At 47.9% G+C, this 20,682-nt stretch carries 14 protein-coding genes, 1 tRNA gene and 2 pseudogenes; 15 read left to right on the forward strand and 2 right to left on the reverse strand.

Going from position 1 to position 20,682, the window contains the following annotated elements; genetic code table 11:
• Nucleotides 1-35 precede the first annotated feature (35 nt).
• The 3 genes from dnaQ to L5M18_RS01075 all read left to right on the forward strand — a co-directional run bounded on the left by dnaQ (nt 36) and on the right by L5M18_RS01075 (nt 2,617).
• Nucleotides 36-764: a DNA polymerase III subunit epsilon gene (gene dnaQ / locus L5M18_RS01065; protein WP_173496648.1), complete on the forward strand. Its 729-nt coding sequence runs from the start codon at nt 36-38 to the stop codon at nt 762-764.
• Between the two features lie 10 nt (nt 765-774).
• Entirely contained in the window at nt 775-2,148 is a 1,374-nt protein-coding gene (locus L5M18_RS01070; protein ID WP_263195739.1) for a TIGR03503 family protein, read from the forward strand.
• Nucleotides 2,149-2,540: 392 nt separating this feature from the next.
• A tRNA-Asp gene (locus tag L5M18_RS01075) sits at nt 2,541-2,617 on the forward strand.
• 239 nt (nt 2,618-2,856) lie between these two features.
• Here L5M18_RS01075 and L5M18_RS01080 read toward each other — a convergent pair.
• Nucleotides 2,857-3,880 (reverse strand): annotated as a pseudogene (locus tag L5M18_RS01080) (IS630 family transposase).
• A gap of 56 nt (nt 3,881-3,936) precedes the next feature.
• A pseudogene (locus L5M18_RS01085) lies at nt 3,937-4,772 on the reverse strand (IS630 family transposase); the annotation flags it as partial.
• Nucleotides 4,773-5,116: 344 nt separating this feature from the next.
• Between L5M18_RS01085 and L5M18_RS01090 the strand changes: the two are divergent.
• The 12 genes from L5M18_RS01090 to L5M18_RS01145 all read left to right on the forward strand — a co-directional run bounded on the left by L5M18_RS01090 (nt 5,117) and on the right by L5M18_RS01145 (nt 20,650).
• The gene (locus tag L5M18_RS01090; protein WP_263195740.1) at nt 5,117-5,671 is read left to right on the forward strand and encodes a hypothetical protein; all 555 of its coding nucleotides are present in this window, start codon (nt 5,117-5,119) and stop codon (nt 5,669-5,671) included.
• A gap of 210 nt (nt 5,672-5,881) precedes the next feature.
• Entirely contained in the window at nt 5,882-6,598 is a 717-nt protein-coding gene (locus tag L5M18_RS01095; RefSeq protein WP_263195741.1) for a hypothetical protein, read from the forward strand.
• 24 nt (nt 6,599-6,622) lie between these two features.
• Nucleotides 6,623-7,744, forward strand: coding sequence for a CRISPR-associated ring nuclease Csm6 (gene csm6, locus L5M18_RS01100; RefSeq protein WP_263195742.1), 1,122 nt, complete (start codon nt 6,623-6,625; stop codon nt 7,742-7,744).
• A gap of 241 nt (nt 7,745-7,985) precedes the next feature.
• A complete protein-coding gene (locus tag L5M18_RS01105; RefSeq protein WP_263195743.1) occupies nt 7,986-11,354 on the forward strand; it encodes a DEAD/DEAH box helicase family protein in 3,369 nt (1,122 codons plus the stop codon).
• A 159-nt stretch (nt 11,355-11,513) separates the two neighbouring features.
• Nucleotides 11,514-13,205 carry a class I SAM-dependent DNA methyltransferase gene (locus L5M18_RS01110; RefSeq protein WP_317629889.1) on the forward strand — a complete coding sequence of 564 codons (1,692 nt, stop codon included), beginning with the start codon at nt 11,514-11,516 and terminating at the stop codon, nt 13,203-13,205.
• Nucleotides 13,205-14,383 (forward strand): restriction endonuclease subunit S, encoded by a 1,179-nt coding sequence (locus L5M18_RS01115; RefSeq protein WP_263195744.1) that lies wholly within the window; start codon nt 13,205-13,207, stop codon nt 14,381-14,383. Before L5M18_RS01110 ends, L5M18_RS01115 begins: the two co-directional genes overlap by 1 nt.
• 58 nt (nt 14,384-14,441) lie before the next feature.
• The gene (locus L5M18_RS01120) at nt 14,442-15,884 is read left to right on the forward strand and encodes a KAP family NTPase (protein ID WP_263195745.1); all 1,443 of its coding nucleotides are present in this window, start codon (nt 14,442-14,444) and stop codon (nt 15,882-15,884) included.
• A 101-nt stretch (nt 15,885-15,985) separates the two neighbouring features.
• Nucleotides 15,986-16,204, forward strand: a complete 219-nt coding sequence (locus L5M18_RS01125) for an ATP-binding protein (protein ID WP_263195746.1) — start codon at nt 15,986-15,988, stop codon at nt 16,202-16,204.
• 147 nt (nt 16,205-16,351) lie between these two features.
• Nucleotides 16,352-17,641 carry a hypothetical protein gene (locus tag L5M18_RS01130; RefSeq protein WP_263195747.1) on the forward strand — a complete coding sequence of 430 codons (1,290 nt, stop codon included), beginning with the start codon at nt 16,352-16,354 and terminating at the stop codon, nt 17,639-17,641.
• 181 nt (nt 17,642-17,822) lie between these two features.
• On the forward strand, nt 17,823-19,286 hold the full coding sequence (locus L5M18_RS01135) for an AAA family ATPase (RefSeq protein ID WP_263195748.1): 1,464 nt from the start codon (nt 17,823-17,825) through the stop codon (nt 19,284-19,286).
• A complete protein-coding gene (locus L5M18_RS01140) occupies nt 19,286-20,170 on the forward strand; it encodes a hypothetical protein (RefSeq protein WP_263195749.1) in 885 nt (294 codons plus the stop codon). The genes L5M18_RS01135 and L5M18_RS01140 overlap by 1 nt, the downstream gene beginning before the upstream one ends.
• A 297-nt stretch (nt 20,171-20,467) precedes the next feature.
• A complete protein-coding gene (locus L5M18_RS01145; protein WP_263195750.1) occupies nt 20,468-20,650 on the forward strand; it encodes a hypothetical protein in 183 nt (60 codons plus the stop codon).
• Nucleotides 20,651-20,682 lie beyond the last annotated feature (32 nt).

Here is a 20,682-nt window from a genome sequence, read left to right on the forward strand (position 1 = left end):
ATAACTAAAAATTGTCATAAGAAGCGCATAAAAACATGAATATTATCTCTAATGCTAGCCGTCAGGTTATTTTAGATACCGAAACCACAGGTATGAACCAGGGCAGCGGCGCCATCTATTTAGGTCATCGGATCATCGAGATTGGTTGTGTGGAAGTGGTAAACCGTCGTTTGACGGGGCGTTATTACCACCAATATATCAATCCAGGTCAAGCAATTGATCCCGAAGCTATCGCTGTTCACGGTATTACCGATGAGCGCGTGGCTAAAGAGCCGCGTTTCCATCAAATTGCTCAAGAGTTTATCAACTTTATCGACGGCGCTGAAATCGTCGCACATAACGCGAACTTCGACGTGAATTTCATGGATCATGAGTTTTCACTGCTGCAGCCGCGTGGTCCGAAAACCGCTGATATTTGTCAGATCCTCGATACCTTAGAGATTGCTAAGTTTTTACATCCCGGTCAGAAAAACAATCTCGACGCGCTCTGTAAGCGTTACGGCGTCGATACTTCTCGCCGCGAGTACCACGGCGCATTACTCGATGCCGAGATCCTCGCCGATGTTTATCTGATCATGACTGGCGGACAGACAAAGTTTAATTTGTCTAATGAAGAAGCGGGGCAGGAAGCGGGGGGGATTCAACGTTTTGATCCACAATCACTTAATCTTAAAGTGATTGGCGCATCGGCCGATGAACTGACAATGCATGAACAACGCCTTGATTTAGTCGCAAAATCAGGTAAATGCCTCTGGAGAGGATAGAAGAATTACTATGCCGATGTCGCGCCATAAACCCATTTTAGCTTTTTGCCTGCTTACCACTACGCTGTTATTAAGTGTGGCGAGTGTATTGGCCGCTGACCTAGATCCCGCTAAAAAAGTCGTCAAGCCACCTAAGGCTACGCCGATTGTAGGATTGGAGACGGCTTCCGAGCTTAAAAACCGTTTTCGTATTGATCATATGGTCGATAACATGACCTTATTAGTGGAGCGTGAATATGGCTCTGCGCCCGTGGTCATAGTGTTACCCGATGGCAGTAAATGGTATGCCAATCGTCATCCAGCAACCGTTAAGTGGGTTGATGGTATAACGGGCGATATTATTTACATTGAGTCACCACAGCCCGGACCTTGGCAGTTGGTGGGCAAGGTTGTCTCAGGTTCAACCCTTAAGAAGCTCTCTAAACTCGAAATCGAAGTCCAGCCTTTACCGCAGCCAATCTTCCAAGGTGAACAAGTTAAAATTGTCGCGCAGCTAATGGGTGACGAGCAGCGTGTGCGTATGCCTGGGTTAGATTATTTAGTCGAATGGACGGCACATTTTGTGAGTAAACATAAGGCGGGCGATGAAAACTTTGCCGCGGGTGACATTATTGTTGGTTCCTATAAAGACAATGGTGAAGATTACGATGAAAAACCCGACGATGGTGTATTTACCAGCAATATCAATATAAAGCAGCCTTGGGGTGATTATGAGTTTGTCGTGCAGGCACGTAATAATGTGTTTGAACGGCAGGTTTCATTCCCGTTTAAATTGTCACCTCGGCCAATTAATCTAGAAGTTATTACCCCTGACGATCCGCTAACAGGGCAATGGAAAGTCATGTTACACGTGGATAAGACAGTGTTGCAGCTGGCTGAGACGCATTTTTCCTTTGAGTTAGTCGGCCCTGCTGGCTTGCAACTGCCTTTGGTTGTTAATGGTCTCACTGAGCCTGACTCTGAATTAGATTTACCTACAGTGACAGAGTTTGGTAGTTATCGAATTAAAGGTTTTGTGGCGACGACGACTGTCACTGGTCGTGAAATCGTGCTGGATTTACCTGAGCTTTTCTTTAACTTAATTCAACCACCAGAACCACCACCAAGTGCCGAAGAGTTGGCTGCTGTTGCTGCACAAAAAGCGGCAGAGGAAGAAGAGCTTGCGAAGAAAGATGCGATGTTCTGGATCATTACAGTCAACGCTATCTTATTAGTCTTAGGCGTGGTGGGATTAATTGTGTGGCGTAAGCGTCAAAGTTTGGCGCAGGCCTTAGCTGCCGCGGAGTTACGTTTATTGAATGAAGCATCTGCAAATCCACCCGCAGCGCCTTCATTAGATGAAATCGATCTCACTATGCCAGATGAGGCAGATAAAGACCGTTAGCCAAGCGTTGCTCAATATGTTTGATTTATGACTTTGAACTGGAACGTTGCAGCGATATTTGGGATATAAATCAAGGTCTGCAATTGATTTGGCTTTTTTTTTAATCAAATGATAAATCGAAGTAAAAAAACGGTTGACGCCTGCAGGGCTCAACCGTATTATTCTTCGCATCTTAAGCAGAGCCTTGATAAGTGTGTTGAATTATCGTTCTGTTTTAATATCAGCGGCCTGTCACGTTGTGTTTAGTGGGTTAGATACTCGTTAGATATTTGAATATGGAAGAATTTGGAGCGGTAGTTCAGTTGGTTAGACTATCGTTTTGACATCAGCGGCCTGTCACGCTGGGGTTAGTGGGTTAGATACCTGTCAAATATTGGGATATGGAAGAATTTGGAGCGGTAGTTCAGTTGGTTAGAATACCGGCCTGTCACGCCGGGGGTCGCGGGTTCGAGTCCCGTCCGCTCCGCCAACATTCATGAAGCCCATGCTATTAATTAGCATGGGCTTTTTGATTTTAATCCGTTTACAATCCCATTCCTCCCTTTGTGACCGTGACCAAAATGTGACCATATGGTGACTTTGTACTGTGTTTGACCGGAGGTCATGTCATACCAATCCGCATCAGATCTTGACCACTTTAGCCCAGCCTCTTGTGCACAAACTTTTTACGCTGTCCTTGCTATGAATAATACCATTCCGCATTAAAGTTCAGTCACCTTCGCCCACTCCCGAGTTTACCACGCGTTTTGTACAACTGATAAAGCTGTTCCATGCCTGGCTGCAGGCATCCACTATGTCCTCATATCCTTTAAAACAACGATTGGCGAGATAATGTTGGCGCAGCCAACTCCATACCTGTTCGATGGAGTTTAGTTCTGGGGAATATGGCGGCAGTTTGAGTATCGACAGGTTGGGGATATCAGCAGCAATGTCATTGGTATGCCAACCCGCACCGTCCATTACCACGACAGCATGGCGGCCAGGTTTGGTGCGTTTTGCAATCGGCTCCAAGTGCTGGTGCATGATGTCCTTATTAACGAATGGCGTGATGATGGCTTCAGTTTCTCCTGTTGCAGGACAGACAGCGCCGAAGAGGTGTACATATTCAAACTGCTGCTGTCTTAGCGCTCTTGGTCTACTGCCTTTGGGGGCCCAAAGTCGTGTCGTTGTATTTTGCTGGCCGAATCTGGCTTCGTCCTGAAACCAAATATCAATCTGGTGTGGTTGTATATGAATGGGAGCGTGAAGGATCGTTTCCAGAGGAAACTTTTTTAAAAGCGTCCTGTAAGTTCTGAGTTTGTTTTGGATGCCTGGAGCGGCTGGTTATCCAACAGAATCCCATGCTCTTGAGTAGCTTCTAGATGTGATTGGGATGGTACTCGACATTAAACTCACTCGAGATGTATTGCTGGATATCGGCCCCAGTGAGTCTGCCGCCCTCATCTGATTGTGCTTTAAACTCAATGTATCTGGCGAGTCTCCTTTTTTGCTCATTTGACAATGACGGCTTCTTCCCTAAGCGTGGTTTATCTTCAAGTCCTGCCAGTCCTTGCCCAAGATAGCTGGAGACCCATAAGTTGACGCTAGATCTGGCCACCTTCAACTGGCCTGCCACCTGAGTGCGGTTATGGCATTGCAAAAATAGCGATACAGCGAGCAATCGCATGCGCTTATGCGGATTTTTTTCTCTTTTGGAGAGGCTAAGCAGACTTTCAGCGGTTTCAGGTTTCATAATCCAATTTTAAGCTGTTGGGTTGCTTGCTATTAGATCAGACTTCTATGCGGAATGGTATAAGGCGGCAACTTGAGAAGCGTCAGATTATCAAAGTCATCGGCCAAATCTTGTTGATGCCAGCCCGCACCGTCCATGATGACCAGTGCATGCCGTCCAAATTCTGTTGCGGCCGAGATCGATTTTAAGTGTTCACGCATATATTCGCTATTGGCATGCGGGGCAATAATCGCTTGTGTCGCCCCCGTTGCCGGACACACGGCGCCATATAGATACACATATTCAAATTGTTGCTGCTTGACGGCCCGTGGACGGGTCCCTTTCTCAGCCCAAATACGGGTGGTGGTATTCTGTTGGCCAAAGCGGGCTTCATCTTGAAACCATGCGATCGAGTGCAACGTGCCCAGGTGTGTTAAGGATCGTTGCCATGCGGAAGTTTTTTAAAAGCCTCTTGTATAGCCTGAGATTGTTTCGGGTGGCGAGAGCGAGTGCTAATCCATGAGAAGCCAAGTTGATGCAGCAAGCGGTAGATATTTGCTTGCTTGAACGTCACGCCAAATTCAGACTGAATAAACAGGCCGACATCCTTGGCCATCAACCTGCCACCTTGTTCAGATAGACTGCTGTGCTGTACGAAGGCTTTAAGCTTAGCTTGCTGTGGTCTGGAGAGTGTCGCAGGACGGCCCGGATTGGGTGCATCGTCAAGGCCAGTCAGCCCATGGGTTAAATAGGCGGAGACCCAGCGATTGACGCTGGTTCTACTGACCTTAAGCATGCTTGCGATGGCGGTACGAGAATGACCTTCAGTGAAATGGAGTAAGGCAAGATAGCGCATACGTTTGCGTGCACTTTTCTCCGATTTAACTAAGGCTGCGATGTGGGGATGATTCATATTTTGTATGATTAAAAACTGATGACCAATTAGATCACATAATTAATATAATTGGTATTATATTCGCGCTCAGTCGATTTGCCTTCCTGTACTTGTGCGACTCAAGTTGACGCATTGCTCTGTATCCTTAATCCGTAAAATGAATAAGGAGCAGGGTATGTGCGGTTTATGTTTGGAGCAGGGATTTGTTTTTAGCTTAGTTACCGAGGGTTTCGATGCTATTGAGGGAAGACTAGGTACTGGTACGAGTTTTGTGATGATTGGGATGTCATTGTTGAACTATTCAAGAAGCAAGCTGACTCTGCTCTGGACAATCGGGTGTTGTGGGCTAGGCTGTTTGTTACTTGGATAACGAGCCAGTATTTTTAGTCGCTGATAATCTCGCCCTCACTATGTATACGCCTCGGGTTCTGGTAATTGGCGTGGGCGATCTTGGTTCTTACATTGGCGCAAGTCTGGTTAAGAAAAATCACACCGAAGTGGATGGGCTTTTGGCCAGTCGTAAGTCAAGCCTGCTGAGTACCATCGACTATGCCAACACCCTTTTGGTTAACTCTGACGGGCTGCAGAATAATGGTGAAGCGACATTTGATGAACATGGACTTAATGATGCAAAAGAACTCATCAAAGAATCGGACTCGGTGTTGTTGGTTGGCGCCCTTGGCGGCAGTTCAGGTGCGCCGCTGATTGCCGGGATAAATACCCAAATGGTTATGGATGTCTTGATTCACTTTTCTGTACCTGAAGGTTTTTCACTGGGATTAATGCACGAATTTTTGGATGCGCTGTACCACGCTTGCCCCAAACTTCAGCTGGTGCTGAGCTGCGTCACTGTCACGAAGAAAGATGTCATAAGCGTTCTACTGATAGCTTCGTCCGCTCCGCCAGCGTCTTACTGAGCACCACAGTATCTAGATACCCATTTCATTGAGGAATGAAATGTCAACGTTACTGACACGGCATTAACCCAAATGCTCCTTAAAGGCTTCGAAGCCCTTCCTAGTTAAAGTCGTGTTACGGTGCTCAATCACTGTCTCTATGGACTAGTTTCACGTAATGATTCATAGTAAGTCATTATAATTTAGTAGGTTACATAAGGGTTTTTTAATATGGCAAGACATCAAAATGCAACCCGGGCAATTTTGGTTTTGGAAGCACCTTGGGAAATCGACTCCGAAGACTCTAATCGCACCAGTGTGCTGCCGTTTGTGGATGGTGTTGCGAAATTAGCAGGTGACACAGAAGTGTATCTGGCAAATTTTTATGATAAAAGCAGCTTCGGTAAAGCGCTCGACTGTCTTTGTAAAACAAAATTCCTGAATACCATTGTTTACATCGCTGCTCATGGCTATAAGGATAAAGTTCAAGGAATAAAACTATTAGATGCGCTCAGCGCTGTAGCCAGTAAATCGAGAGCATACAATATAACTGGGGTTTTGTTGGGTTCTTGTTACGTTGGAGAAAACGTGACCGCTATGCAAGCATGCATCGAGGATTCCAACCTCAGGTGGTGCGTTGGTTACTCATCTGCCTCCTATTGGTTGTCCGGCACAATGATTGATACAGCTATTCTCGCGAAAATGTCCCAGCTTGATAATGATGATTTTAAAAGTCGGGATTTAATAGTTGAGCATTTTGCTGAGGCACTGAGCCCGTTTTCACTTACATTTCCAATAGGCGAGGATTACGAAAGATCTCAAGTCCAACTACAGGACTCAATCAGGTTTGTAGTACAGCCATCAGGGCAGGGAAAGCAATCCAAGGATGTTTCAGCAGATGTCTTCCGGGAGTACAAGAATTTTCAGGTGATTGAAGATGATGCCTAGAAGACCAGTAAAACACGGAACGTTATGAAAAACATCCTATTAGCAACCATAGGGGCAAGCCCTCAGGTATTGACAGAAACCCTGTATGCCATCCACCAGAGCGGCAAGCCGTTCCCGGAGGAGGTGTTTGTCATCACTACGCTTTCAGCTAAGCCGTTGCTGATGAATGGTCTGTTTCGCGATGGTCATTTACAGGCACTAAAAGACGAATATCAGCTTCCCGATTTTCGTTTCGATGAGTCCCATATCTGGTTGATTGAAGATGATGACGGTAATCAGGTTGATGATGCTAAAACCGTTGACGACCAAAGCCTTATGGCAGACTTCATTACCAAGACACTCTTCAGGTTAACCAGCGATCCCAACATTGCGCTTCATACATCACTCGCGGGTGGGCGCAAGACCATGGCATTTTACACTGGCTATGCCATGTCGCTCCTTGGTCGGCATCAAGACACGTTAAGCCATGTGTTTGTCGATGATGACTTTGAGTTTGTGCGTGATTTTTGGTTTCCTACAAAGTCAACCAAATGGGTCACGGGTAAGAATGGACAAGGCGAGATAGATGTCAGTAAAGCCCAAGTTACTTTGGCGGAAATTCCGTTTGTTAGAATGCGACACTCCATTGACCCTAGCCTGCTGGCTTCGATGGAAAACCTATCACTCAGCCAAACTGTAGCCTTGTTGAATGCCGGACAAAGCCAAACCTTGTCAATAAAAGTCAATCTTAAAGCCAAAACCATAGAAACCTTGGGCGTCGAGATTAAGCTCACCGCAAAGGAATTGGCTTTCTACCTGTGGCTTTACCAAAAGGGTGAGTCAGGGCTGCGGGTAGACCGCTACTTTGATGATGACCCCTCCCACAGCCAAACTTTTTTAACCCAGTTCTCGACTTTGTCTCAAGACCCTCGAGTGTTCGAGAGCTTCGGTATTACTCCTGAGGATTTTAAAGCCCATGAACTGCAAAAGCTCAAAGGGATGGAGAGGGCATTTTTGCAACCTATATGTAGCACGATCAATAGCAAGTTAAAGAGAGCGTTACCTATAGCTACAGCAGATAGGTTATCAATTCTGTCGACTTCAGAGGCTCAGGGGCAGAGATACCGAGTCGCCTTAAGTGGGCAGCCGGATTTGATTGAGTTCTAGCGTGCGACATCTGTGTAACTGCTTCCATCAACGTCTTTAAAGCTTTTAGCTGGCAATAAAGAAAGGTCATTTCACAAGCTTATTTACCCTCAATGTTTAATCCTGATCGGTTACGCTTATCATTCAGGAGTTTGTCAAACAACGGATAGAGAAAATTTGCACAAATCCGGCGCCAAATCGTCGAGATAATAAATAATTTCTGGTATAAGACTCAAAGTCTTATAGGGAGGTAGCTATTTCAATGACGGGATCTTTAAACTTCGAACTCATTCGTGGTCACAACGAAAAGCTCGCGAATCTTGGTGCACTTGCAGAGCAAATCCTACATCTGGATCCAGGCAGCGCTATTACCCGGCTAAGAAGTTTTGCCGAAGAAGTTACAAGAGAGATTTACGTCATTGATGGTCTTCAAAAGCTGCCTCAGGCCAGCTTTATCGAGCTACTAAAAAATGATGGCTTCCTTCACGTTACCGAGCAGCGCCTACGTGATCAGCTGCATTTTTTGCGGGTAGAAGGCAATCTTACTGCCCATGGGGCTGAAGGTTCACTGCAAATAGCCTACGCAGCACTGGGTACCGCCCATGCTTTGTCCAACTACATGGCGGTAAACTACTACGGGTTTCATGCCGGCGATCTGGCTGAACTTCAGTACCCCGAAAAACCAGGCAGTGCAGTCGCACTGACGCAAAAACAGCTCGACAAAGTACTACAGCAAAACCGCCAGCAGCACGATACCCTGTTGAAAGAGCTTGAGCTTGAGCGCCAAAAACGTATCGAGGCAGAAAACCGTGCCGAGCTTACCGACGAAGAACTTCGTCTTGCCAAGGCTCGCAGTACCCAAACTGCCAACAGCCTGCAGTGGGATGAAAACAAAACCCGTCAGCTTCTCATTGATACTCAATTGGCCAAAGCAGGCTGGGATATCAGTAATCCTGATCACGTAGGTATTGAGGTGCCAGTCGCGCATCAGCCAACCAGCAGTGGTACTGGTTTTGCCGACTATGTACTCTGGGATGACGATGGCACACCGCTGGCGGTGGTTGAAGCCAAACGCTCCCGCGAAAACTTGCAAAAGGGGCGTGAACAGGCTCGTTACTATGCTGAAGGTCTCGCAAAGCAGCACAATTGCCCCACGCCCATTGTGTTTTACACTAATGGCTATGAAATCTGTATCTGGGATACCAAGCAGTACAACACCTATCGTCAAGTGTTTGGTTTCTATTCCAAAGACAGCCTTAAATTCCTGCAATACCAGCATAAATATAAAGAGCCTAATCTCGAACTGCTGAACCCTGATTTCAATATTGCCGGTCACAATCGCCCATATCAGGTTGAGGCCATTAAAGCCGTTACAGCCAAATTTCAGCTGCAAAGGCGCAAGGCGCTGATTGTCCAGGCAACAGGTACTGGCAAAACCCGGGTATCCATTGCGCTGGTGGAGCTGCTGCTGCGGGCCAAGTGGGTAAAAAGGGTGCTGTTTTTGTGCGACAGAAAAGAGCTGCGTCGTCAGGCCGACGAAGCCTTTAAAGACTTTCTGCCGTCCGAGCCGCGATGTGTCATTGGCGAGAAAAACCAAATCGATGCTTCGGCAAAAGTGTTCGTTTCCACCTATCCCGGCATGATGAACCGCTTCAGCCAGCTTGATGTAGGCTTTTTCGACCTTATCATTGCCGACGAATCGCACCGCAGTATCTATAACCGCTACCGGGACATCTTCGATTATTTCGATGCCATGCAAGTGGGGCTCACGGCCACACCGGTCAAGTTTATTGCCCGCAATACCTACGATCTCTTTGGCTGTGAAAATGGCGACCCCAGCTTTAACTTTGATTTGGCCGAAGCCATCAGCCACGAGCCGCGATTCCTCAATCCGTTCCGAGTCAAAGAATGCTCTAGTGAATTCTTAAGGCAAGGTATTCATTACAAGGATCTCACGTTAGAGCAGCAAGCGCAGCTAGAGCAGGATCTGGGTCAAGAAGAAGCGCAAAAGACCACCATTAAGGGCAAGGACATAGGTCGCAAGATTTTCAGTGTGACAACTGATACCGCCATTCTCGAAAACCTGATGGACAATGGCATCAGGGATGCGACAAACTCGCTGGTGGGTAAAACCATCATCTTTGCCCAGAATCAGCGCCACGCAGAACATCTCGAAAAACTGTTTTGTGAAAAGCTTTATCCCCAGCACGGCAGCAAGGTGTGCAAGGTCATTCACAACAAGGTTGACCGTCCTGAAGCACGTATCGATGAGTTCAAAAAGGCCGGCAGTGAATTTCGTATCGCTATTTCGGTCGACATGATGGATACAGGCATCGATGTGCCCGAAGTGGTTAATCTGGTATTTGCTCGCCCGGTCAAGTCTTGGGTTAAGTTTTGGCAGATGATTGGCCGCGGCACACGCCTTTGCCCAGATCTGTTTGGCCCAGGCAAACATAAAGAAGAGTTCCTGATTTTTGATTACTACGGCAACTTTGCTTACTTTGACGAAGAGTATGTCGAGGCCGATACAGGCCAAAGCCGCTCATTGTTGCAAACCCTGTTTGAGGCGCGTCTGGCTCTTGCCAATGAGGCCCAAAGCAAAGCACATGTACAGGCTTATGAACTTGCCTGCAGCCAGCTCAAAGCGGATATTTGCGATCTGCCCGATGAGGCCATCGCCGTGCGTCGTAATCTGCGCCTAGTGAAAGAGCTGCAGGAAACCGATAAGTTGCTCGAGATGAGCGGCACCACCAAACACCAGTTGGAATCGGTAATCGCGCCGCTTATGGGGCAGCGCAAACTCAAAGATAAAGATGCCTCGGCATTCGACCGACTGCTCGCCAGTTTGCAAACAGCGCTGCTAAGTGGCAGCAGCGAGCTTGAAAACCTCAAGGCTGAGCTGATTGCTGCGTTGCAAAATCTGGCTGTTACCATCCACCACGTGCGTAACATGGGCGCGGAAATTGCCAAAGTACAAAGCGCTGATTACTGGAATAACCTAAGCCTTGACGCCCTCGAGAACACCCGCAAAAGCCTGCGCGGAATCATGAAGTACAAAAAGCCCGGGCCTGGGCCCCTTGTTGGCACGCCAACTACTCATACCCAAGATACTGACTATCAGGTGAATGACCGCCCAGTGGTAATTGGTGGCAACAATGAGGCTTTAGCCTACCGCGAGCGCCTTAAAACCATTGTTAATACTATGCTGGCCACCGAGCCTGTGTTGCAAAAGATTCATCAAGGCCAGCCAGTTACCGAGGCCGAGCTTAAATCACTCGCTTCTATCATCCTCACCCAGCACCCCGGAGTGGATCTTAACGCCCTAAATGCCTTTTATGGCCGTACCCCTGAGGAGCTTGGCCATACGTTGGCGCAGCTGGTGGGGCTTGAGCCTGAGGAGGTCAACAGTCGCTTTGCCGGATTCATTCAAACCCATCCGCTGAGTTATAAGCAGGTGCAGTTTATCAACCAGCTGAAAAGCGTTATCTGCCGTCAGGGGCGCATTAAGGTTCAGGATCTGTACGAAGGCCCCTTTGAGCGCCTGACCGATGGCGAGGGCCTTGATATCTTCCCCGAGGCCAATATTGAGGAACTGCAGTCGCTGCTAAAGCCTTACCTGTTGCCCAATTAAACTGGTATTACAGGAATGCGAGAATGTAAGCCAAGTGCTTTCAGGGTCAACTCGGCGAGAGCGGCTAAAACGACTAAAAGTGAAAATCGACTAAAAGCTGAACATTCGGCGGTGTCATAAGCTTGCGAACACCCCAAGCCGAGCTTGAAACGGGTAGAATTGGCCACATGCCAACTGCACCTTTCGGATACTGTGCAGCGCCATCATGGCGAAAATGAGAACGGCAACCACTGTGGTTTTAGCTACCGCGCTGGCAACCAGAATGACCAAAACGGGCAGGGCAACGCCACCCGTCAACAACAAGAGAGAGCTATGCTGACAGGACAACTGCGCAACGATATCGACAAACTCTGGGAAAAATTCTGGACCGGCGGCGTCACCAACCCGCTGGTGGTGATTGAGCAAATCAGCTACCTGATGTTTGCCCGTATGCTCGACATGCAGGAAACCGCCGCCGAGCGCAAAGCCAAGCGTACCGGCTTGCCCTTTAAGCGTCAGTTCCCCGAAACTCCGGCAGGTCAGTTGCTGCGTTGGCAAAACTTCAACCACATGTCCGGCGCCGAGCTGTTGCCGCACCTGCGTAAAAAGGTGTTCCCCCATTTTGCCGAGGTTGAACTGGCAGGCTCAGATATCGCCCACTTTATGGCCGAGGCCGATGTCGAAATCCGCAGCGAGTCAGTGCTGCGCGCCGCGGTCGACATGGTCGACAAGTTGCCGCTGGATAAAAGCGATGTTAAAGGCGATATCTACGAATACCTGCTCAGTAAACTCTCCTCCGCCGGTATCAACGGCCAGTTCCGCACCCCGCGCCATATTATCGACCTTATGGTCGAAATGCTCGACGTGCAGCCAACCGATGTGATTTGTGACCCAGCCTGCGGCACCGCAGGCTTTTTGTCCCGCACCATGGAATACCTTATCCGCAATCACAGCAGCCCCGAGAGTATTCACAGCGACGAAGACGGCAACCCGGTCTACAGCGGTGATTTACTGCACCCCTATCAGGACCATATCAACAGCCAGATGTTCTGGGGCTTCGACTTCGACAGCACCATGCTGCGGGTCTCCGCCATGAACATGCTGCTGCACGGGGTCAGCGCCGCCAATATCCGCTATCAGGACAGCCTCAATAAAAACTTTGCAGGTGTGCCTCAGGAGCACAACTTTTTCGATAAAATCCTCGCCAACCCACCCTTTAAAGGCAGCCTGGACGAGCAGTCGGTCAATCCCAAGGTGCTCGCCACCGTTAAAACCAAAAAAACCGAGCTCCTGTTTGTCGCCCTTATCCTGCGCATGCTCAAGCTTGGTGGCCGCAGCGCCACCATCGTCCCCGACGGCGTGCTCTTTGGCAGCTCCAAGGCCCACAAGGACCTGCGCAAGGAGCTGCTCGACAATAACCAGCTCGAGGCCATGATTTCCCTGCCAAGCGGCGTGTTCAAGCCCTACGCTGGCGTCTCCACCGGGATTTTGATTTTCACCAAGGGCGGCAATACTGACCAGGTGCTGTTTTACGACATGCAGGCCGATGGCTATTCGCTCGATGACAAGCGCACGGCCATTACCGATAACGACATCCCCGATGTACTTGAAAAGTGGCGCCGCTACAGCGCACTTTATCGTGCCAACGATACCGCCGCCCTCAAGGCCGAATTTGGCGATAAAACCAAGAAGGCCTTTATGGTCTCGGCCGATGCCATCCGCGCCGAGAATTACGACCTGTCCCTCAATCGCTATAAAGAGCAAAAGTATCAGGCCGAAGAGTACGACTCGCCCAAGGACATTCTGGCGCGGCTGAAGGCGCTGGAAGCCGAGATCCAGCAGGATCTGCAAGCGTTGGAGGAGATGCTTTAATGGACTACGTCCTGACTCAAATTTCTAAATGCGTCAAAAAAGTATCTACTTGGAATCCCAAACAAGAGCCAGATGCCGAAGACTTTCCATATGTGGATCTTAGTTCGGTAGATAAGGAGTCCAAGAATATCGCGCTTGAAAGTGTTGAGCTGGTTTCGCCCGCCGATGCTCCCAGTCGTGCACGGCAGCTCATTGTTACTGGTGATGTATTGGTTTCTACAGTGCGCCCTAATCTGAATGGTGTCGCTTTGGTTACTAAAGAATTAGACGGTGCAACAGCGTCCACAGGATATTGTGTATTACGTCCTGAGCCTACTAAGCTCGACAGTAGATATTTGTTCTATTGGGTTCAATCGCCTAATTTTGTTGAATCAATGATGATGCAAGCTACAGGCGCTAATTACCCTGCAGTTTCTGACCGGATAGTGAAACAGTCCGAAATCCCCCTCCCGCCACTGTCCGAACAAAAGCGCATCGCCGCCATCCTCGACAAGGCCGACGCCCTGCGCCGTAAACGCCAGCAAGCCATCGACCTCGCTGACCAGTTCCTGCGCAGCGTCTTTCTCGACATGTTCGGCGACCCAGCCACCAACCCGAAAGGATGGCAAACTAAGCCAATTAAGGATCTAGCTAGGGTTGTGACAGGAAATACTCCATCGAGACAGGAGCCCGAGAATTACGGTTCTAGCATTGAGTGGATAAAGTCTGACAATATCAATACTCCAGATCACTACTTGACGGAAGCTGAAGAATTCTTATCCGATGCCGGTTTAAAAAAAGGACGAAGTGTTCCGAGAGGCTCAGTTCTGATTACATGTATCGCAGGCAGCCCCCAGTGTATAGGTAACGCAGCGATTGCAGACAGAGAGGTATCGTTTAATCAGCAGATTAATGCATTGGTCCCTGAAGGTGAGGCAACAACAGAATATCTCTATTCTGTAGCTTTATTTGGCAAGAAGCTAATCCAAAGCATTTCCACAAATGCCATGAAAGGCATGGTAAGCAAGGGAAATCTTGAAAAACTTCTTGTACCCGCACCGCCGTTAGCGCTTCAGGAGAAGTATTCAGAAACATTCAAAGATTTTTTGACTAAACGGAAGCGGCAGGTATGCTCGCTTTCGCAATCTGAGAGTTTGTTTTTATCACTAAGTCAGCAAGCCTTTAGCGGCCAGCTTTGAAGCACCATCTTATCGCCAACAAAACATAACGGAATTAACCAGCCACAGGGATGTGAACATGCCAGACAGCAGCGCCAACTCAGATAACAAATCCAAGACTCCAGTGCCACTGCGGTTCAAACCGCTCAGTTTTGCGGAAGGTGAGTGGCCGTGCGTAGCGGATAAGCTCGGCCGCAGCCGGGAGATTGAAAACCTCACCCCGGTGCTGCTGAACGCCGAGGCGCCGCTGGTGTTTGCCATCGATGCGCCCTGGGGCGGCGGCAAGACCACTTTTATCAAGCTTTGGCAGCAGTTCCTGAAAAAGGAGGGCAAGGTCAGTCTCTACCTCAATGCCTGGGAAAGTGACTTTGCCGACGATCCGCTGCTGCCCATGTTATCTGTGCTGGATGACTGGCTAACGTCACAATCGAGTAAACCCGCGATAAAAGAGGCGTGGGATAAAGCCAAAGCCTGCGCTCCTGGCCTTATCAAGGCGACAGCTGTAGCTGCCGCTAAAGCCGCTACTTTTGGTACGTTAGATCTTGAGAAGGAATACGAAAAGCTTGCTGCCGATTTGACTGGCGATGCTGTTGGTAGCTTGGTAGACAGCTTTAACGTGAAACAAAAATCGTTGGCCAAGTTCAAACAGCAGCTGTCGGTGGCGCTGGATGCCTTGCCTGATGATCAGGCTAACCTGATAGTCTTTATCGATGAACTCGACCGCTGCAAACCCACCTATGCCATCGAGGTGCTGGAACGTATCAAGCACTTGTTTGATATCGACCGCCTAGTGTTTGTGCTTGCCGTAAACCGCGACCAGCTCAGCAAGAGCATTCAGGGTGTCTATGGCCCAAGTTTCGACGGGCTTAATTACCTCAAGCGTTTTATTGATCTCGACTATCACCTGCGAATTCCAGATCGAAATGCGTACATAAAAGTACGGCTACAGCAGCAGGATTTACAAAGTCGCTTTGCCAAACGTACTGAAGGGCGGGATGAGTATAGTGTTATTGAGGAAATGCTACATTGGCTATGTGAACGCTTTAATTACACCCTTAGGGACATCGACCAATTGATCACCAGATTGCGTTTGGTAGTCCGCTCCATACCCAGCAATCAATACGTTGATGCAGTGGTACTGATGTGCATGTTAGTGCTTCGACAGGAGCACAATGCCCTTTATCATCAATTTAAGCAGGATGTTGGCTGCACTAATGAGGTGATAGCATTTTTGCTGGGGGGAGATATTGATAAATCGCCGTTTCCTGACTCCTTTGGCTGGATATGCGGCTGGCTAATCCGCTCTGGATACAGCGATGATAATGAAATCGAATTTGAATCAGTAGTTGTTCCATGGGAAGAACGTATAAGCCAGTTCTCGACGGACAATGCGCGAAAGCATGAAATTAACAGGTTGGTAGAAATGGCCAGAGATAGGAGAATGACATTTAGAAGGTCTAATCTCCGCCAAACTGCATTTAGTCGGATTGAGCTGGTCAGTCAGATAGACATCGCTGACTAGGGCGCGTGTATTCTGAACATCGCACAGGATTAGGCTGGCATAGTAATAACTAAACAGCGTCGTCAACATGTGGAAACGAAGCTAAAAATCAAGGACAGAACATGAAAATCACGTCACTGACCATAGGTAACTTTAAAGGGATTGCCAACAAGGCTACTATCCCGCTGGCACCCATTACCTTGCTATTTGGTGCTAACAGTACCGGCAAGAGCACTGTGCTTCACGCGATGCTTTATCTTTATGAAGTACTGGTAAATCGTAATTTCGACCCAGTTTATAGTAGGGGATACCATGCCAGGCAGCTGCGCAAACTCAGATGACAAACTCAACACGATAGTACCACTGCGGTTCTGTCTGCTTAATGTTACCCAATACGCTCGGTTCTTGTTGCATTAGTGTGATGTAACCAATTAAAATTAATGAGATTTAGTCAGAGATAATAATAGTTTTAACTAATGGGGATGTTAATGGATACGGTAGTTGTGGCTGTGATTTCAGCACTGTCGTTGTTGTTGCTTGTTTTTGTCTACCAAACCTTTAAAAGCAGACGCGAGTTGGCACAGCTAAAAGTCGACACTCAAGTGATTCAGCAGGTATTAACGCCTTCTCAAACGACGGGACAGGTCGAGCGTATTGATTTTACGATTGAAAGTGATGGTGCAGGTCCATTGGTGGAATGTACTGAAATCAGGCGTTTCCCGAGAAAGAGCACTGAATTGGATCAGAGCTCAGAACTGGCTCAGAGATCAACACATTTGATTTCGGATGTTATAAAGGCGGCTGTCAATGTACCGGGTAAAACCGTTGAAGTGGTTTTCAATCCAAAGATAGCAGAAGGTCTAAAAGACGGAACGTATCAAATATTAACCACTAAGTCTGGTGAAACTCTGGCGGATGCAATTGACCCTGTGACCAAAAAAATCGTGGGCAAAGGAAGAATTATTGAGGGAGGCAAGCTTAGACAGTTATCCGTTGGTGCATTCAACTTGCTCAGTATTGCAGTGGCACAGTCACATTTGGCAACAATTGAGAAGAATCTGGACGACATCAAAGGTCAGTTGAAAGATATTAAGGATAAGCTGAACAGCAATGATGTTGCAGAGTTACAAGGTGCCATAGACTATTACGGCGAAGTTAAGCGTTGTATCACTGCGTTAAATTCTCCCGCTGAATTATCCGTTAGTATTGCTAATAGGCTGGAATCAATTAATGAGAAATCGCACACTTGGCGCAATAAAGTGTTTGAGGATTTGAAAACACTAAATAAGAATATTAGCAGTATGCAAAGCCTGGATACTGCTGGCACCGAGAATACGTTCAACAAGCTCAAAGAATACATTGCGGAAGCTGAAAAAATTGCTGACCGTTATGCATTACTGCTCAGGTTGAGCGCAATTTCCAAAGCGATGCTGTTGTATATTGACCCAGCCGGGGAAAAGTTTACCGCTCTCCAGGTAGAAATGGGTACATGGAACGACCTGGTAGGTGAGTTGAAAGCAACACTCATAGACAAAGCAGATAAGCAGCTCTCCAAAGCACTGTTTAATGAGCGGGCGACCTTGGACACACGAACCGAATATATTGGTTATCAGACCGAAGTGTGTCTGCATGCGATAACTGAAAATCAGCGTTGGTTCACTGAAAGCTGTGCCCGGCTTGAGGACACCAGAAACGCCATGTTGCATTCCGGCGAGATTAAAGTCGGGTTGACATTCGATGAGCAAGGCAAGGTCATTCGCACAGCACTTTTGAGCTGATTCGAGAGTCATGAACGAGGACTTTGCAGCGCACCGAAGTCCTCCATTGCTAACCAGAAAAGTCAGGACATAACACCTAGGGCGCTTTTATTCTGAACCGCACACAGCATTAAGCCGGCATATTAATAATTTAACAGTTTCGTCAACATTCGAAAACGAAGCCAAAAACCAAGGACGGACCATGAAAATTACGTCACTGACCATAGGTAACTTTAAAGGGATTGCCAACAAGGCCACCATTCCGCTGGCGCCCATTACCTTACTTTTTGGTGCTAACAGTACCGGCAAGAGCACTGTGCTACACGCGATGCTTTATCTTTATGAAGTACTAGTGAATCGTAATTTCGACCCTGTTTACAGTGCCGTCACCGGTGAGCAGCTTTGGTTAGGTGGCTTCAAAAACCTGGTACATGGTAAGCGTTTGGATACAGTGGTTACGTTGGGTGCGACTCTCGAGTTTGATGATGAAGAAATTTGGGATAATTACCTGACAACCCCAGAGGATTGGTTGCTGGAAAAACATCTCGGCTTTTGGCCTGAATCTACAGCTGACGAAATATCATTTGAGCTTGATTTAGCCTGGGACTCATATAAAAACAGTGTTTTTGTGAGTCGTTATGAATGTCAGAGCAAAGGGCAAACTTACGTAAAGTTCGAAGCTCAGGCAGGGCGCCCTAAAGCCCTGGTGACTCAATATCAGCCCTTGCCTGACTGGCATGTCGCAGACGAATTCTCAATAGAGAATGCATTCAAGTCAGGGATATTTGAACCATTCTATATTTCATCTCGAGACGCGCTGCCGCCTTTAGGTCAAAGAATAGATTTATCTGAGGTTCCCTTTAGCTGGGATGATGTATGGGAGCAGCACCCGCTGGCAGCTAAGTTGTTTGCAGAGGGCGCGATATCACAAGCCTCTCTTGCTCCTTTGAAACATCTGGTTAAGCGCTTCGAAATGATGTTTCACATAGGACCACTGAGGGGCATCCCGTCGGCAGATGCCACTGTTGTTACTCGTATTCATAAGCCAGATTGGTACAGCGGCAAAGCTGCTTGGGACTTGTTTTCATTGGCTGAAGCAGGGTTTCATCAAAAGGTTAACCATTTCTTTAACCATGAGATGATGCTCAATGCTGGCTATGAGTTTGATGTTGAAAAATTTGGTGAAGGTGTTTCAGAGGCCAAGCGGGTTAGGCTAAGAAATACTCGTTCTGGATTACATCTCTTACCTTCTAATGTTGGGGTTGGTGTGTCTCAGGTATTCCCGTTTGTCGTGGGGGCGAGTCTTGAAACATCGTTAATCATGTCCTGCGAGCAGCCAGAGCTGCATATCCATCCCCGTTGGCAACTCGCGCTGGCGGATATTATGCTGGCTGCCTGTAAGAGCCAGTCTGAGCGCATGTTCTTAATTGAAACCCACAGTGAGCATTTGATGCTGAGGTTGCTTAAACGCAGGCGCCAAACGGTGGATGAAGAACTGAATGCTGAAAGCCCGTTTCTTTGTCATAAGAGTGATATTCAAATCATCTTTTGTGAGCAGTTCGACGGTAAGACCCGGCTGATACCCATCAAAACAACAGACGAAGGTGATTTTGATGCACCATGGCCAAACGGCTTTTTCAACGAACGTAGAGAGGAGCTGTTTTAATGTTGCATCTCGAAATTGCAGTCGCACCTGAACAGGTGCGAACTCTTGCCGACTTAAACCTGCTCGAAGCGCGCATTGGGTTTGACAAAGGGGCTGTGCTATCGCGATTTCCAGCCAAATGGTATGCCCATGTTTCAAGGAATTTGGCAGACCAAGGCGGTCATGTCGATCGGGTAACTGAAAAGCTGAGGCGTATTAAAGATTCGCGTCTGGTTGGCTTTGGCAGAGCGTTTGATGGTGACAATTGGGGTGCAGCAGCCCAGCGTAGCCATCAGGAACGCCCATTTCATCGTGTTATTGATGGTGTGAGTGACGAGAGACCATATTTCATAAATGATTTACAGCTGATGGGTGATGTGGATTTTCAATTCCAAACCCAGTACCCAAAAGATGCCCATAGTCTCGCCAAGGCGGCCAGGGCGCTACTCACAGACGCTGAAAAAGTCACCCTGTTTGATAATTTCATCTGCCCTACAAGAGCCGGTTGTGTCAAAACCATGACCGAAATGATGCACCTTTGCACCAAGGCTGAGGTCGAATTTCACGTTTTTGCTGAAGAAGATAAAAAACCATTAAGACGGCAGCGTGACAAGGCTTTGGATGATTTAAAGGCGCGGCTTCCTGCGCACATCAAATTGTATTGGTACTGGCTTGATGACAACGGCAGTGGTTATTTGCATCAAAGGGGATTGTTCACCGCTAAAGGTGGTCTGATCTACGACAGAGGGTTTGAAGAACCAAATGATCGTCTGCAAAGACAGGCGTTAACCGATATAACGCCAATGCCCCAAAGGGGGTTAGAAGCCAAGGCCAGAGATTTTAACCCCGCGCAACTGGGCCCTGAGTTGGCACTTGTCGGCATCCCCTGGAAGTCGCACCCATAGTGAATAGAACATTCTTGAAATTTGATACATATCTGTTTTTATGCACGTGCATGTGGTTTGTATATTGCTGAAAAATAGGAAATAACTTAGATTATTCGCAGGCGTGTAAAGATGAAGTACAAGGTGAAAACCTGGTTGGAAACTAAGTTTGGATCGCCATCTAGGCAAACCAATAAGCTGCTGGCCTGGCATATCCGCCCAGGCTATAGCGTGGCGCTACAGCTTGACCAGCCAGCTGATGATATTCAGAGCGGCAGTGACAGGTATGCACTGCTTTAGCTGCCAGTTGAAAGCGCCATGGAAGTGCCGGGTAGTATCGAACAGCGCCTCTACGGCGAAGGTGAGGGCCGCCACAGCAACACCTATGCCTCACCCGGCCTTGAGATAGGCCAAAGCGTCATCCGGCTTCACATAGAAAACTCGCTCCAGCTGGAGCAACTCGACAAGACACTGGTCGAAGGCAACAAGTCTGGAATGTAAAGACATAACTGCTGAACAGAGCGATGAATACT

This window comes from Shewanella sp. SM20, assembly GCF_025654545.1.
GTDB classification, from domain to species: Bacteria; Pseudomonadota; Gammaproteobacteria; order Enterobacterales; family Shewanellaceae; genus Shewanella; species Shewanella oncorhynchi.